Annotated in this window: 12 protein-coding genes; 11 read left to right on the top strand and 1 reads right to left on the bottom strand. The window is 58.0% G+C overall.

Annotated elements, in window-relative coordinates:
* Positions 1–143 precede the first annotated feature (143 nt).
* The 11 genes from rsmH (at position 144) to C4885_RS07505 (ending at position 12,958) form a co-directional block, all read left to right on the top strand.
* Positions 144–1,067, top strand: coding sequence for a 16S rRNA (cytosine(1402)-N(4))-methyltransferase RsmH (gene rsmH, locus C4885_RS07555; protein ID WP_113999762.1), 924 nt, complete (start codon positions 144–146; stop codon positions 1,065–1,067).
* Positions 1,068–1,171: 104 nt separating this feature from the next.
* Positions 1,172–1,648 (top strand): hypothetical protein, encoded by a 477-nt coding sequence (locus tag C4885_RS07550; RefSeq protein WP_113999761.1) that lies wholly within the window; start codon positions 1,172–1,174, stop codon positions 1,646–1,648.
* Between the two features lie 177 nt (positions 1,649–1,825).
* Positions 1,826–4,471, top strand: a complete 2,646-nt coding sequence (locus C4885_RS07545; RefSeq protein ID WP_113999760.1) for a penicillin-binding transpeptidase domain-containing protein — start codon at positions 1,826–1,828, stop codon at positions 4,469–4,471.
* 76 nt (positions 4,472–4,547) lie between these two features.
* Complete coding sequence (murF, locus tag C4885_RS07540; protein ID WP_113999759.1) at positions 4,548–5,927, top strand: UDP-N-acetylmuramoyl-tripeptide--D-alanyl-D-alanine ligase; 1,380 nt, start codon at positions 4,548–4,550, stop codon at positions 5,925–5,927.
* Positions 5,928–5,951: 24 nt separating this feature from the next.
* Complete coding sequence (gene mraY, locus C4885_RS07535) at positions 5,952–6,965, top strand: phospho-N-acetylmuramoyl-pentapeptide-transferase (protein ID WP_113999758.1); 1,014 nt, start codon at positions 5,952–5,954, stop codon at positions 6,963–6,965.
* A gap of 27 nt (positions 6,966–6,992) precedes the next feature.
* Complete coding sequence (locus tag C4885_RS07530) at positions 6,993–8,240, top strand: FtsW/RodA/SpoVE family cell cycle protein (protein WP_113999757.1); 1,248 nt, start codon at positions 6,993–6,995, stop codon at positions 8,238–8,240.
* 265 nt (positions 8,241–8,505) lie between these two features.
* Positions 8,506–9,627: an undecaprenyldiphospho-muramoylpentapeptide beta-N-acetylglucosaminyltransferase gene (gene murG, locus C4885_RS07525; RefSeq protein ID WP_113999756.1), complete on the top strand. Its 1,122-nt coding sequence runs from the start codon at positions 8,506–8,508 to the stop codon at positions 9,625–9,627.
* A 58-nt stretch (positions 9,628–9,685) separates the two neighbouring features.
* Entirely contained in the window at positions 9,686–10,969 is a 1,284-nt protein-coding gene (locus tag C4885_RS07520; protein WP_113999755.1) for an FtsQ-type POTRA domain-containing protein, read from the top strand.
* 138 nt (positions 10,970–11,107) lie between these two features.
* On the top strand, positions 11,108–11,608 hold the full coding sequence (locus C4885_RS07515) for an RNA polymerase sigma factor (protein ID WP_113999754.1): 501 nt from the start codon (positions 11,108–11,110) through the stop codon (positions 11,606–11,608).
* A complete protein-coding gene (locus C4885_RS07510) occupies positions 11,605–12,222 on the top strand; it encodes a zf-HC2 domain-containing protein (protein ID WP_113999753.1) in 618 nt (205 codons plus the stop codon). Before C4885_RS07515 ends, C4885_RS07510 begins: the two co-directional genes overlap by 4 nt.
* Positions 12,206–12,958: a hypothetical protein gene (locus C4885_RS07505; protein WP_113999752.1), complete on the top strand. Its 753-nt coding sequence runs from the start codon at positions 12,206–12,208 to the stop codon at positions 12,956–12,958. Before C4885_RS07510 ends, C4885_RS07505 begins: the two co-directional genes overlap by 17 nt.
* A gap of 188 nt (positions 12,959–13,146) precedes the next feature.
* On the opposite strand, the gene purB is transcribed toward C4885_RS07505, so the two are convergent.
* The gene (gene purB / locus C4885_RS07500) at positions 13,147–14,580 is read right to left on the bottom strand and encodes an adenylosuccinate lyase (protein WP_113999751.1); all 1,434 of its coding nucleotides are present in this window, start codon (positions 14,578–14,580) and stop codon (positions 13,147–13,149) included.
* Between the last annotated feature and the right edge of the window lie 14 nt (positions 14,581–14,594).

Raw genomic sequence — 14,594 nt, 5'->3', positions numbered from 1 at the left:
TTTTGGCAACGCAGATGCCGTGCCGCAGCTGCCGGAGCGGTGCTTAAGCCGCAAGGCGGGAATTGTGCGGTGTTGCCTACACTTTGAGCGGGGGTGTACCCCTGCATGTTAAACCGTGTGAAACGGGGAAAGAGGAGAACACCGTGGAATTTAGTCATATCCCCGTTTTGCTCAGCCAATGCCTTGATGGGTTGGCCATTGACCCTGCCGGGATTTATCTGGACGGAACGGCCGGCGGGGCAGGCCACTCAAAGGAAATAGCAAAACGCCTGACCACCGGGCGGCTGATCTCGCTGGATCAGGACCCGGATGCGGTGGCAACTGCTGCCGCAAGGCTAAAGGGCTTACCCGCCCAGGTGGTTCAGGCCAACTTCCGCGAAACCGCCCGCGTGCTGGATGAACTGGAGATCCCCTTCATCAACGGCGCGCTGCTGGACCTTGGCGTTTCCAGCCACCAGCTGGACGATGCCGAGCGTGGCTTCTCCTATCACGCGGATGCCCCGCTGGATATGCGCATGAGCCAGCAGGGGCCCACCGCGGCAGACTTGGTGAACACCCTGGACCGTGAGGAACTGACCCGCATCCTGCGCGATTATGGTGAGGAACCGTATGCCTGGCAGATTGCGGGTAAAATCGTGAAAGCACGGGAGGAAACCCCGATTTTGACGACCCTGCAGTTTGCGGACCTGATTGCATCCGCTATGCCGCCTGCCGAGCGCCGCAAGAACAAGAACCCCGCCCGCCGCAGCTTCCAGGCAGTGCGGATTGCCGTCAATGGGGAACTGGATGCCCTGAACGAGGGGATGGAGGCGATTTTCAGCCGCCTGGCCCCCGGCGGGCGGTTCTGCATCATCACGTTCCACAGCCTGGAGGACCGGCTGGTAAAACAGAAGTTCCGCCGCTGGGCCCAGCGCTGCACCTGCCCGCCGGAGCAGCCTATTTGCACCTGCGGCGGGATACCCAAAGCTAAACTGATTACCCGCAAGCCGATTGAAGCGGACGCTGGTGAGTTGGAAGAAAACCGCCGCAGCCGTTCCGCCAAGCTGCGCGTACTGGAAAAATTATAAGCGTGCCAGGAGGGAACATTGGCAGCGCGGCATGGCGCTTGTGACCATGCCGCACAGCTTAAGGAAAGCCGAAATTTTACGATACGAGAAAGGGGGCGGCGCCCATGGCTTCCACAGCAGCAGAAATTTCAACCAACAATCATTCCGGTTCCTCCCGCACACCGCGGGTGCGCGTTGTCAAGGGCGGACGCTACGGCCTGAGCAAGGCACGCCAGTTTGCCCGCACGGCGGGCACGGTGCTGGTCATTGCCATCTTTTTTGGTTTGTTTGCCAGCATTGTCGCCAGCCAGGCACGCATCACACAGCTTTCCGGCGAAATTGATGATGCCAAGTCGGAACTGACCAATGCCCAGAGCTATAACGACTATCTGTCCACCACCATGGATCAGATCACCAACAGCACCAGCGTCCAGCAGGAAGCGGAGGATCGGCTGGGGCTGGTTAAAATGGACCCCAGCCAGGTGACGTATGTCCGGCTGGAGGATGAAAGCGTGATCGAACGCGCAGCCGGCACAGCAGACAAGTTTTTTGCCGGTATCAAAACCGCAGCGCTCAGTCTGCTTGGCAGTTTTGACCCGTAACCGATCCGGTCAAGGCAATACCGCATAACTTTGGGTGCCCAAGCCGTCAGGTGGGAATCATGCGGTGCTGCCCTTACATTGCGCCAAAGCGTGCATCCCAACAGGAGCACGCTTTTTTTGCCATCATGGGCGGGCGCGTATTCGTGCAAACAGTCTTTTCTGTAAAGGAATGAACCTATGCCAAAGCAACCCGACAACAAGAATCAATCCACGCGTCATCACAACCGCCGCAGCCCGGAGCCGGGGCAGAATCATGCGCTTACGCTGAACGGACGCATCATGGTTTTGCTGCTGGTGATCGGCTTTATCGCTGCGGGGTGCGGCGTTCTGATTTATAAGCTGTATACCCTGCAGATCCGGGATGCTGAGCAGTACCGTGTTCAGGCGGCGGAACAGCAGCTTTCCGATACCCAGATCCCTGCCACGCGCGGCTCTATTTATTCCGCTAACGGCAAACTGCTGGCCAAAAGCAGTGTGGTGTGGAACATTATTGCCAACCCGTCCAAGTGCAACCAGGATTATGTAGCGGAAGCCAGCCAGAAAATCAGCGAATTGCTGAACGGGAGCGTCAGCGCGGAAAAAATTCAGGAGCAGCTGAGCAAAACGAACAGCCAGTACCGCGTGATTGCCAAGGACATTGATATGGTAACGGCGCAATCCATTATTGACTATGCCAACACCAAACGCATTACCAACGGCAAGGCGGAGGGGGATCCGGATGCCAAGTACGAAACGGTGCTTTCCATGTACAAGGAATCCTCCTCCACGCGGGAATACCCTAACGGAATGTACCTTTCCTCGGTCTTGGGCTTTTGTGATGACAGCGGCAACGGCATGTACGGCCTGGAAAAATCGTATGATGAGAAACTGGTCGGTACACCGGGGCGCAGCATCAGCAGTGAGAACGCATGGGGCTATGAACTGGCTAACGAGGAAAGCGATACCCACGCGGCTATCAACGGCTATAACCTGAACCTGACCATTGACGATACCATCCAGACCGTGCTGGAAACCGAGCTTTCCAACGCGATTGATGACTATGATGTGCAGAACCGTGCCAGCGCCATTGTGATGAATGTGAACACCGGCGCGGTGCTGGGTATGGCAACGGCGCCGCAGTTTGACCCCAACGATCCGTATAATATCACCGAACCCAAATTGCAGGCTATCCTGGATAATGCCGGAACGGCGCTGACGGAGGACGATATTTCCGTCCTGCAAAGCCGTTTGGGGCAGGACGCCGTAGCTGATATCATTGCGGACGGCGTTGTGAACCCCAACGGAACAAAAAGCACCGACGAAGAAGGCAACAAAATCGACGTTCCCAGCGAAAAAAGCCAGCTGCAGGGCATGATCCGTGAGGCCGAGTGGAAGAACAAAGCCGTGACGGAATTGTATTACCCCGGCTCAGTCTTTAAGCTCATGACGGCCGCTGCGGCGCTGGATTCCGGCCTGATGGGGGCGGACCAGCAGTTTTACTGCGGCGGCGACCTGACAGTATTCCCCAATACCGAGTGGGAACACAGCTACCGCTGCGCCGAGGGCAACGCTCACGGCTGGCTGGATATGGCCGGGGCGCTGAACCACAGCTGCAACCTGTACTTTATCCAGGTGGCGGAAAAAATGAGCGCCGAATTCTTTTATAACTACTACCAGGCGTTTGGCCTGACCCAGACCACTGGCATTGACCTGCCGTATGAGGCAAAGGGCATCTCCAAAACCCAGCAGGAGATGGAGCAGGTGGAAACGGACCTGTACTCCACCGCGTTCGGCCAGTCCCAAAAGCTGACCCTGATCCAGATGGCAGCCGCCGTGGCTTCCACCGTGAACGGCGGCTACCTGATGACCCCCTATGTGGTGGATAATATGACGGACGACACCGGCAACGTGGTATGGCAGGCTGAAACCGATATTAAGCGCCAGGTCGTCAGCGAGGAAGTCAGTGAGCAGATCCGCGCCATGATGGAAAACAACGTGGGTCACACCGGTACCAGCAATGACCTGGACTATCACGGTTGTGCCAGCGCTTATGTGGCGGGCTACCGCATCGGCGGCAAATCCGGTACGGCAGAACAGCTGGACTGGAAAGGCGCTTACAAGTACCGCCCGGACGGCGACTACCGCAAGGCCATCAGCTTTGCCGCCATCCTTCCGGCGGACGACCCGGAAATTCTGGTGCTGGTCATGATGGATGACCCGCGCTGGATCTTTGACTACGCTTCCCAGATTGTGGCCCCCGTTACCGGCAACATCATCAGCCAGATCGCGCCGTATCTTGGCATTGAACGGGATGCTTCTTATGATAGCAACGGCAGTGTGGAAGTGCCAAATGCCATTGGCACCTGCTGGACTTCCGCCCAGGTCAAGATGAACGCCGCCGGGCTTTCCCACCGGTTTGTGGATACCAGCGACGGCGATGTTGTGTATCAGTACCCCGCAGGCGGCACCGTGGTGCCCGCAGGCTCCACGGTTTACCTGTATACCCAGTCCACCACCGACGCCACCACCACCGTGCCGGATGCCACCGGCAAAACCGGAACCTTTGCCGCACAGATGCTCAAGGCTTCCGGCATCAATGTGGCAATTTCGGGCAGTGCATCGGACCGTGTTGTCAGCCAGGATATTGAGGTTGGGAGTGTGGTGCCCTACGGCACAGTCGTTACCCTGACCACGGGACCCGACGGCAGCAGCGATGCCCAGCAGGATGCAGATACCCCGCAGGACGATGCCGCCCAGGACGATACGCCCCAGGACGCCGCCGGTGAAAACGATCAGGATAGCACGACCCAGGATGATACCGGCAGCGATGCCGAGCAGCAATAACCCCGGCCACGGCAGGGGGACCCCACAGCAAACTGAAACATGCCGCAACTAAACCAACCAAAAGGAGCGTGTTCCCATGAAACCCATGAACGCGAACGAACTTCTGGCCGGGCTGGCACTGGCCCGCCCGGTGCCCATCACCGCCGTTGTAACGGACTCCCGCAAGGTGCAGCCGGGCTGCATTTTTGTCTGCTTCCCCGGCGAGCGTGTGGACGGCCACGACTATGCCGCCAAGGCGTACCAGGCCGGGGCCGAGTATGTGATCGCCAACCATCCCGTGGAGGGCGTGCCGGAGGATCACCTTGTCATCTGTGAATCCAGCTACCTTGCCATGATCCGTATGGCATCCAACTACCGCACGCTGTTCAGCCCGCTGATGATCGGTGTGACCGGCAGCGTGGGCAAAACCACCACCAAAGAGTTCTGCTATGCGGTTCTTTCGGCTTTTGGCAATACCTTAAAAACAGAGGGCAACCAGAACAATGAGATCGGCCTGCCCAACACGCTGTTCCGCCTGGAGGATACCACCCAGTATGCTGTGGTGGAAATGGGCATGAGCCACCTGGGCGAGATTGCCCGCCTGGTGCGCGCAGCGCGGCCGTCTGCCGGTATCATTACGATGATCGGCGTTTCCCACCTGGAAAATCTGGGCACGCGGGAGAATATATTGAAGGCAAAGATGGAAATCTGCCAGGGCCTGCCGGACGGCGCCCCGCTGGTGCTGAACGCGGACGATGACCTGCTGCCCACCGCGCAGATCCCCGGCCGCCTGCGCCCGGTGTGGTTCGGCATCCGCTCCAGCTCCGCCGATGTGCGCGCCATCAATATTCATACCGTAGGGGAGGGTACCGGCTTTACCCTGGTGGATAACGTGGACGGTGAAACCTATGAGTTCAGTGTAACCATCCCCACGGCAGGCGTTCATACCGTGTATGATGCCCTTGCTGCTTACACTGCAGCCACCCGCTTGGGGCTGGAGCGTGCCCGCGCCGCCCGTGCGCTGGCCAGCTATCAGACCACCGGTATGCGCCAGAACATTGTGCAGCACGGCGGTGTGACCTTTATTGAGGATTGCTATAACGCCAGCCCGGACAGCATGAAAGCAGCCTTGCAGATTCTGCATGACCGCCAGCCCGGCCCCGGCGGCCGCCGCATTGCCGTGCTGGGCGATATGCTGGAACTTGGCGCTGCCAGTGAACCCGGCCACCGCCAGACCGGCAAATGGGCTGCCGATGCCGCCGACCTGCTGGTGGCTTACGGCCCGTTGAGCGCAGCCATGGCCGAAGCAGCCCGGCAGAAAGGGCTGCAAACCATCCATTGCCAAGCGGCGGAGGAAGTAGTAGAATATCTACGGCAGAACGTCCGCCCCGGCGATGTTGTGCTGGCAAAAGCCAGCCACGCCATGAAGCTGGATGATGTATTAAAGCAGCTTTACGCGGCGCTGCCAAACGCATAATTGCATATTTTGGGGGAATATCACATGGGAATGATCGTTTCTTGGATGCTGGTTGCCGCGGCAATCGGTGCGTTTGCCGTTACGGCACTTTCAGGCTGTTTTGTAATTCCGGCACTGCACAAGCTGCACTTCGGCCAGACCATCCGGGAATCCGGCCCGACCTGGCATAACAAAAAACAGGGCACACCCACCATGGGCGGCCTGTGCTTCATCTTTGGCATTCTGGTGGCCTGCGGCCTGGTGTATGCCGGGTTCTACCGCTATGCACAGGACCTTTTGGGCATTGTGCAGGTACGCGCCGCCTTGCTGGCGCTGTTCCTGGCGTTTGGTTCCGGCTTTATCGGTTTTCTGGATGACTATATCAAGGTCGTCAAGCACCGCAACCTGGGCCTGCTTGCCTGGCAAAAGCTTATCATGCAGTTCATTGTTACCGGCGGCTTCCTGGTGGGGCTGCACATGCAGGGCCTGCTGACCACCATCATTATGCTGCCCTTTATCGGTGCGGTAGATCTGGGCTGGGTGTATTACCCCATTGCGTTCTTCGGCATCATCTTTTTGGTCAATGCCGTCAACCTGACGGATGGTCTGGACGGCCTGTGCTCCTGTGTGACCTTTGTTTCCATGCTGGGCTACCTGCTGGCTGCCAGCATGCTCAGCTTTTATCATGTGGCCGTTCTGGCGGCGGCAACGGCTGCTGCGGCAGCGGGCTTCCTGGTGTGGAACTTCTACCCGGCCAAAGTGTTCATGGGCGATACCGGCAGCATGTTCCTGGGCGGTATGGTAACGGCCCTTGCCTTTATTATGGGCCGGCCGGAGCTGGTGTTCTTCTTTGGCATTGTGTATATCTGGGACGCCATGACCGTTGTGATCCAGCGCGTTTACTTCAAGCTGACCCACGGCAAGCGCATTTTCCGCATGACACCGATCCACCACGCATTCGAGATGCGCGGCTGGAAAGAAGTCAAGATCGACTTTTTCTTCAGCCTGATCGCCATTATCGGCGTGGTGCTGGGCCTGATGTACGTTTACATGGCATAAAATATCAGAAAGGAGGCTGTGCCGCAAATGACGCTTGCCCAGCTTTTCGATTTGGCCTTTGGCAACATTGGCAGGTTTTTTAAGGAAATCGCGTTCAAAAAAGAGGAACGCGGCAAACTTTCCTATGGCCTTGTCGGCACGTTGATCCTTGTGTTGACTTATGGGCTGATCATGCTGTTCTCCGCCAGTTATTCCACCGGGTATTACCGCTTCAAAGGGGATATTTACCACTTTATCCGCCCGCAGGTAATTCTGGCGGTGGTGGGGCTGGTGCTGATGTATCTGATTTCCAACATCAACTACCGCAGCCTGCGCCACATGAACTGGTACTTATACATTTTAACGCTGCTGCTTTTGGTGTGGGCCCTGTTCAGTGAGCCGTACAACGGCTGTTACCGCTGGGTGTATATGTTTGGCACAACCCTGCAGCCTTCGGAGCTGGCAAAGTTTTCGGCTATATTGGGTCTTGCCTGCTTTGCGGACCGGTATTATGAAAAACGGGGAACACTGCTTTACGGCATTGTGCTGCCCGTGCTGCCGCTGCTGCCGGTGGTGGTTCTGCTGTACAAAGAACCCCATAACTCTGCTATCATGCTGATCCTGCTGATTGCGGGCAGTATGATTTTGTGTGGCGGTGTGGGCCGGTTCTGGTGCATCCCGGCGGCAGGCGCGGCTGCGTTTGTGATTTACAAAATGCTGACCGGACAGAATAACTATGTTCAGCAGCGCCTCGGCGCATGGAACGGTGACGAGGGCGATATTTTGTACCAGACCCAGCAGAGCCTGTATTCCATTGCGTCCGGCGGGCTGACCGGCCTGGGCATTGGCAACAGCCGCCAAAAGCACCTCTGGCTGCCGGAAGCCAGCAACGACTTTATCTTTTCCGTTCTGTGCGAAGAGCTGGGCTTTATCGGCGCGGTGATCTGTATGGGTCTTTTTGCCGCACTGATCATTCAGGGCGTTATCATCGCCCTGAACTCGCCGGATTATTTTGGTACGATGCTGGGTATTGGCATTATGTCGCAAATTGCCTGGCAGACCATGATCCACATTGCGGTGGTCACCAATGTGGCCCCAAATACCGGCATCAGCCTGCCGTTTTTTTCCTCCGGTGGTACCAGCTTGCTGATTCTATTGTGTGAGATGGGCATTATACTAAGCATATCGCGGGCGGGCAACGCGCAAAACGCTGCGCGCAGCAAGCGCTCGCATGAAGAACTTGCCCGCCGGATGAACCCGCAGCGCCGCACCCACAAAGCCCTGCACAGCAACTGAGAATTCCCGCATGCCTGCGGAAAGCATTGTTCTCTTTGGTTTCAGATATACGGCAATACCGCACAATTCCCGCCTTACGGCTTAAGCACCGCTCCGGCGGCTGCGGCACGGCATCTGCGTTGCCAAAATACTCGATAATACACAAAGTATTATCTGCGCTTTTGGCTTAGCAGCTGCCGCACCTCGCTCGCCGTATCGGCACTTAGAATTATGCGGTATTGCCATAACATAAACGTTCGATTTTACGGAGAAAAGAGGAACCATTATGCGTGTTTTGATTGCTGCCGGCGGCACAGCCGGCCATATCAACCCGGCGCTTGCCATTGCCGGAGCCTTAAAGGCGGCGGACCCCGCGGCCGAGATCCACTTTGCCGGGCGGAAAGAGGGTATGGAGTACGGCCTTGTAACCAAGGCAGGGTACCCGTTCCACCATATTGAGATCAACGGTTTCCAGCGCAAGCCAACCCTGAAAAACGTAGGCCGCAACGTGGTAGCGCTCTACCACCTGGCCCTGTCCGGCCCGCGCACGGCGGCTATCCTGAAAGAGGTCCGGCCCGATCTGGTCATCGGCTGCGGCGGTTATGTCAGCGGCCCGGTGGTGCGCGCCGCCGCCAAAAAGGGCATCAAGACCGCCATCCATGAGCAGAACGCATTCCCCGGTGTGACCAACAAGCTGCTGGCCAAGGATGTGGACGTGGTGTTTGCCGCTTCCGCCGCTGCGGTGGAAAAGCTTGGCGCGCCGGAGAAAACCCTTGTGGTTGGCAACCCTGTCCGCCCGGAAATTTTGAACCGTGACCGCGCCGCCGCCCGTGCTGCTGTGCACGCGGGGGACCGCACCGTGATTTTGAGCTTCGGCGGCTCTTTGGGGGCCCGCCGTATCAACGAGGTTGTGGCAGAGCTGTGCGCGTGGGAGCAGGCAAACGATCTGCCCGTGCTGCACCTGCACGCCACCGGCAGCCGCGGCGTAAAGCTGTTTGAGGACCTGGAAGCCAAGAACCACTTTGCCCCCGGTGCCAACCTTGTGGTAAAAGAATACATTGATAATATGCCGGATCTGCTGGCCGCGGCGGACCTTGTTATTTCCCGCTCCGGTGCGCTGACGCTGGCGGAGCTGGAAGCCATGGGCCGCGCGTCCATCCTGATCCCTAGCCCCAATGTGGCCGAAAACCACCAGTATTACAATGCACTGGAGCTGCAAAACGCCGGTGCCGCCATTGTGATTGAAGAAAAAGACCTGACCGGTGTCAAGCTGATCGAAACCGTGCATGCCCTGTTGGCAGAGCCCGGCAAACTGACGGCCATGGGCACCGCCGCCAAGACCCTGGGCAACCCCAAGAGCCTGGAACTGATCACCGCAAAGCTGCTGGAACTGGTGAACGGAAAGTAACCTGCCGGAACAAACCGGCAGCAAATAAAAGCTGAAACACAGAAAGGAGGTACACCCCATGGACCGCAATCAGCGCAGCCGAAACCAGAAAAAAAGTGTACCTCCCCGCAAGGGTCAGCCCAGCCATCGCAACACCAAAAGCGCCCCGCCGCAGCGCAGCAGCCGCCCGGCGGGCAGCCAGCAGCGGCCAAAGGGCAGCGGCCAGCGTCCCGCAAAACAGCCCGAGCGCCAGCCGCCCAAACAGCAGCAAAAGCGCCCCCGCCCCCAACAGAACCCCCAAAAGCCGGGGTACCGTTCCAGCGCGCCACAGGTGCAGCGCCGCGTTACCCGCGCAGAACAGCTGCGAATCCGCCGCCGCAAGGCCATCATCGGGGTGCTGTGCGTTTTGGCAGTGCTGGTGGTCGGCATTGTGCTTTCCATCAACCTGTTGTTCAAGGTGACGGATTTCCGGGTGGAAAATGCGGACCGCACCACCCCCGCCAATACCGGCATTTATACCGAACAACAGCTGATCGATGCAACCGGCATTCAGGTGGGGGATAACCTGTACGGTTTTTCCACCAAAGAAAAATCTGACCAGCTGTTGGCGCAGATGCCGTACCTGGATGTGGCAGTCGTCACCCGCCAGGCCCCCGGCACCGTGATCATCCGGGTGCAGCCTGCGGTGGAACGCTTTAAGATGGAGTATTCCGGCAGCTGGCTGGTGCTGAGCGAACAGCTGAAAGTGCTGCGTGTGGAGCCGGCAGAGCCGGATAATCTGGTGCAGCTGGATGCCCTGCTGCCAGAGGGCGCGGCCACCACGCCGGGCAGCTTCCTGACACTGGATGCCCCCAGCGAGCCGACCGCCCTGGCAACGGCCATGCCAAGCGGCACCGCAACGCCGGAAAATGCAGACGAAGCCGATACGGCACAGGAGACCCCCAACGAGGTGCTGAACGAACTGCTGGGCGAACTGGACCAGTATGGCCTGCTGGATGGCACCACGGTGCTGACCATGCAGAACATGACCGAGCTGAGCTTTTTGTATCAGGGCCGTGTGTCGGTCCAGCTGGGCACGGCAAACAATCTGGATTACAAGATCCGGTTTGCCGCCTATATCATTCTGGATACCGGTGGCGATGGCCTGGCAAGCAGTGACCGCGGTACGCTGGATGTTTCGGACCAGCAGACGGACGGCACCATTCAGCCGCGCTTTTTGCCGGCGGAAAACCCTGTGGCCACCCCGGAGCCGACCCCGGAACCCCCGGCAGAGGATACCACGGATGCTGCCGCTGATGCAGCGGCAGATGGTGCAGACCTGACTGCCGATGCGCCCCAGGATGACACCCAAAGCCAGGAATAAAAGAACAACCGATCCTGCCGATGCCGTTTCCAAGCGGTGCGGCAGGATTTTTTTATCGCTGCCTGTAACAAAACGGCGGCCGCAGCCACCAATATCATGTAAGGCGCCTGAACAAAGCGAAAGGAGGTGGGCCAAAGCATGAAACTGCCGGAGCTAGAGGAACTGTACCAGCGCTACCGGATGGATCTGTACCGCTACCTCTGCTTTTTGACCCACGACCCTGTGCAGGCGGAAGACCTGTTGAGCGAAACCTTTGTGCGGGTCATCAAGCGGCTGCCCACTTTCCGCGGAGAGTGCGAGGTAAAAACCTGGCTGTTTGGCATTGCACGCAATATCTGGCTGGAAAGCCTGCGCAGGCGGCACCAGTCCGTCAGCCTGGACGATTTGATGGAACGCTACATAACCGATGATGCCCTGACCGAAACCACCGCCGCCCGCCAAAAGCTGCGCCGCGTGCAGGCTTTGCTGCAACAAAAGGACGAGCGCACCCGCAGCGTGGTATACCTGCGGGCGCAGGGGTATTCGTACCAGGAAATTGCCCAAAAACTGCAAATAACAGAAGCATCCGCGCGGGTGGTGGAGCACCGTACCCGCGCCTGGCTGAAAGCAACCCTGCAAAAGGAGGGATACGACGAATGACGCAAGAAAAAAAAACAAACCGGCAAGCAGAACAGGGAAAAGCAGAAACCGAAATTCCCTGCGCGGTCTGCCGGGATTTGATCCCGCTGGTGCAGGATGGCGTTGCCAGCCCGGAAAGTGAAGCGCTGGTAAAAGCCCACCTGCAAACCTGCCCGGAATGCCGCACCCTGTGGCAGGCGGGCGGCGGGCAGGCCCTGCCACAAAGCCTGCCCGCACCCGATGATGCCCGCCTGCTGCAAAAGATCCGCCACAAATACAATACCGGCCTGCTGATGTTTGCAGCGCTGGGCATGGGCTTTGGGGTGCTGACAAGTTACGGCGAACATTCCAACTGGATCATCCTGATTTTCCCGTTTGTGTGTGCTGCGGCCGTGTATCAGGACCCCCAGATGTGGAAGCTGCTGATGGCAGTGGGGGAGGGCATTGCCCTTTGCGCGCTGCTGCGGACCTTCGTGCGTTATTGGCAGTATGGGGCCACCCTGATGGAATACCCGGTCACCCTAATTGTGTACAGCGTTTTTATGCTGGGGCTGTGCGGCGTTGGCTGCCTGATTGGCTGGCTGCTGAACTATGCCAGCGGGAAAGGAGAGAAAAAACATGAAAGTGAAAAGTAAGCGGAAAATGGCAGGCATTCTGGCGGCGGTGCTGATTGCTTTGGTGCTGCTGGCCTTTGACTGCATCAACGGCGACCCCATCAGCGAGCGCTGGGCCATGCACCGGGCCATACAGTTTGCGGAAAAACTTTACCCGGACCAGACTTTTACGGCAGAAAACGCAGGTTCGATGCGGGGATTCTGCTATACAGTAAGCGTACAATCCCAGCAAAGCCGGGATACCCGGTTCTATGTGGAAACGAGTTTCTGGCTCTTTACCAGCGATACCCATACCGTTGACCACACCCAGTATGTGGATGCCCGGCTCAACACCGCATGGCGCATGAACGAGGAAGCGCGGGCTGACCTGGCACCGGCCCTGGTCGATGCCCTGCTGGAATATGACATTCCATACGATGAAGCGCAGCAATGCGTGATGGTGATTCTGCCGTATGAATCAGGGAAAAATATCTCTGATCTGGGCATGGAATACCAGCAGTGGCTGCCATTGGACGCCCCGTTTAAAAAGGAGATTCTGCAGCATGTACCGGCCAAGCTGGCGGTCACGATTCAAATCACATCGCAGCCCCAGCAGGCAGATTTGCAGCCCGCCCTGCAAAAAATAAAAGCCGCCTGCGAAGCAAACGGCTACCATTTTGCCACCTATGATGTGACCATGATCCAGCGGGATATCCCCTATGAGACCGCTCTTGCCCAATGCATAGAATCCGACGATGTGGCGGCGGGGGAGATTTGAAGTATGATAATAAAGTCATCATTTACGGTGCGGTAGGGCGGGATGCCCTCATCCCGCCGTGATGTATGATGGAATATAATCCCCCTAAAACTCAAAAAGGCTGCTCCTTCAACCGAAGAAGCAGCCTTTTGCTTATTCATCCAATCAGGATGCTATCGTAATCTTATAATTCCTCAAGCCCAAATAAATCAAACATTCAGCTCCACATGCTGGCCAAGATCCTCTTTGTTGGCGTCCAGCACGGGACGGATAACTTCGGCCAGGAACTCTTCCACCTGCTGCGGGGCGCGGCCGGTGAAATCTTCGGGGCTCAGCTCGGCCTCGATCTCCTCGCGGGTCAGACCGAATGCAGGGTCAGCTTCCACGCGGGCAATCATATCATTGGGCTTGCCCTCCTGCTTGACCACAGCGGCAGCGGCCACGGCGTGCTCGCGCAGGCGCTCGTGCAGCTCCTGGCGGTCGCCGCCTTTCTTGACGGCTTTCATCATGATGTTCTCGCTGGCCATGAACGGCAGCTCAGCCATCACGCGGCTGCGGACAACCTTGGGGTAAACCACCAGCCCGTCCGAAACATTCAGCAGAATGTTCAGGATGGCATCAGCGGCCAAAAAGCCCTCAGCCATGGCGATGCGCTTGTTGGCGGAATCGTCCAGCGTGCGCTCAAACCACTGGGTGCCGGCGGTGATGGCGGGGTTCAGCACATCCACCATCAGGTAGCGGGAAAGCGCGCAGATGCGTTCGCAGCGCATGGGGTTGCGCTTGTACGGCATGGCGGAAGAACCGATCTGGTTCTTTTCAAACGGCTCCTCCATCTCCTTAAAGTTGGCCAGCAGGCGGATGTCGGTGGCCATCTTCATGGCGCTCTGGGCAAGACCGGCAATGGCGGAAAGCACATTGTAGTCCACCTTGCGGCTGTAGGTCTGGCCGCAGACGGGCACAACCTTGTCAAAGCCCATCTGGGCGCACACATCGGCTTCCACTGCCTTGACCTTGGCAGAATCGCCGTTGAACAGCTCAATAAAACTGGCCTGGGTGCCGGTGGTACCCTTAACGCCGCGCAGGGCCAGCTGGCTGATCTGGTGGTCAATCTCCTGCAGGTCCATGTAGAACTCGTTCATCCACAGGGTAGCGCGCTTGCCAACGGTGGTCAGCTGGGCGGGCTGGCAGTGGGTGTAAGCCAGGCAGGGCATATCCTTGTACTGCTCGGCAAAATCGGCCAGGTTGGCCAGCACGCCGATCAGCTTTTTGCGCACCAGCTGCAGGCCTTCGCGCATGATGATAACATCGGTGTTATCGCCAACATAGCAGCTGGTAGCACCCAGGTGGATGATACCCTTTGCCTTGGGGCACTGCAGGCCGTAAGCGTAAACATGGCTCATGACATCGTGGCGCACCAGCTTTTCGCGGGCAACGGCTTCCTCGTAATTGATGTCATCCTTGTGGGCTTCCAGCTCGGCAATCTGTTCATCGGTAATGTCCAGGCCCTGCTTCTGCTCAGCCTTGGCCAGCGCAATCCACAGCCTGCGCCAGGTGCGGAACTTGTTATCGTCCGAGAAAGTATACTGCATCTCATCGGAAGCATAACGGGTGGAAAACGGAGAAATATAACGATCATGTGCCATTGGTCGGGTTTCCT

It is taken from the genome of Subdoligranulum sp. APC924/74 (genome assembly GCF_003324125.1).
GTDB lineage: Bacteria > Bacillota > Clostridia > Oscillospirales > Ruminococcaceae > Gemmiger > Gemmiger qucibialis.
The sequence above is the reverse complement of the archived record's forward strand: the minus strand, read 5'-3'. Positions and strand labels throughout refer to the sequence as shown.

Coding starts and splice junctions, on each gene's coding strand:
- murF (WP_113999759.1), top strand. CDS start 4,548: ATGAAACCCATGAACGCGAACGAACTTCTGGCCGGGCTGGCACTGGCC.
- C4885_RS07530 (WP_113999757.1), top strand. CDS start 6,993: ATGACGCTTGCCCAGCTTTTCGATTTGGCCTTTGGCAACATTGGCAGG.
- C4885_RS07550 (WP_113999761.1), top strand. CDS start 1,172: ATGGCTTCCACAGCAGCAGAAATTTCAACCAACAATCATTCCGGTTCC.
- purB (WP_113999751.1), bottom strand. CDS start 14,580: ATGGCACATGATCGTTATATTTCTCCGTTTTCCACCCGTTATGCTTCC.
- C4885_RS07510 (WP_113999753.1), top strand. CDS start 11,605: ATGACGCAAGAAAAAAAAACAAACCGGCAAGCAGAACAGGGAAAAGCA.
- C4885_RS07505 (WP_113999752.1), top strand. CDS start 12,206: ATGAAAGTGAAAAGTAAGCGGAAAATGGCAGGCATTCTGGCGGCGGTG.
- mraY (WP_113999758.1), top strand. CDS start 5,952: ATGGGAATGATCGTTTCTTGGATGCTGGTTGCCGCGGCAATCGGTGCG.
- murG (WP_113999756.1), top strand. CDS start 8,506: ATGCGTGTTTTGATTGCTGCCGGCGGCACAGCCGGCCATATCAACCCG.
- C4885_RS07545 (WP_113999760.1), top strand. CDS start 1,826: ATGCCAAAGCAACCCGACAACAAGAATCAATCCACGCGTCATCACAAC.
- C4885_RS07520 (WP_113999755.1), top strand. CDS start 9,686: ATGGACCGCAATCAGCGCAGCCGAAACCAGAAAAAAAGTGTACCTCCC.
- C4885_RS07515 (WP_113999754.1), top strand. CDS start 11,108: ATGAAACTGCCGGAGCTAGAGGAACTGTACCAGCGCTACCGGATGGAT.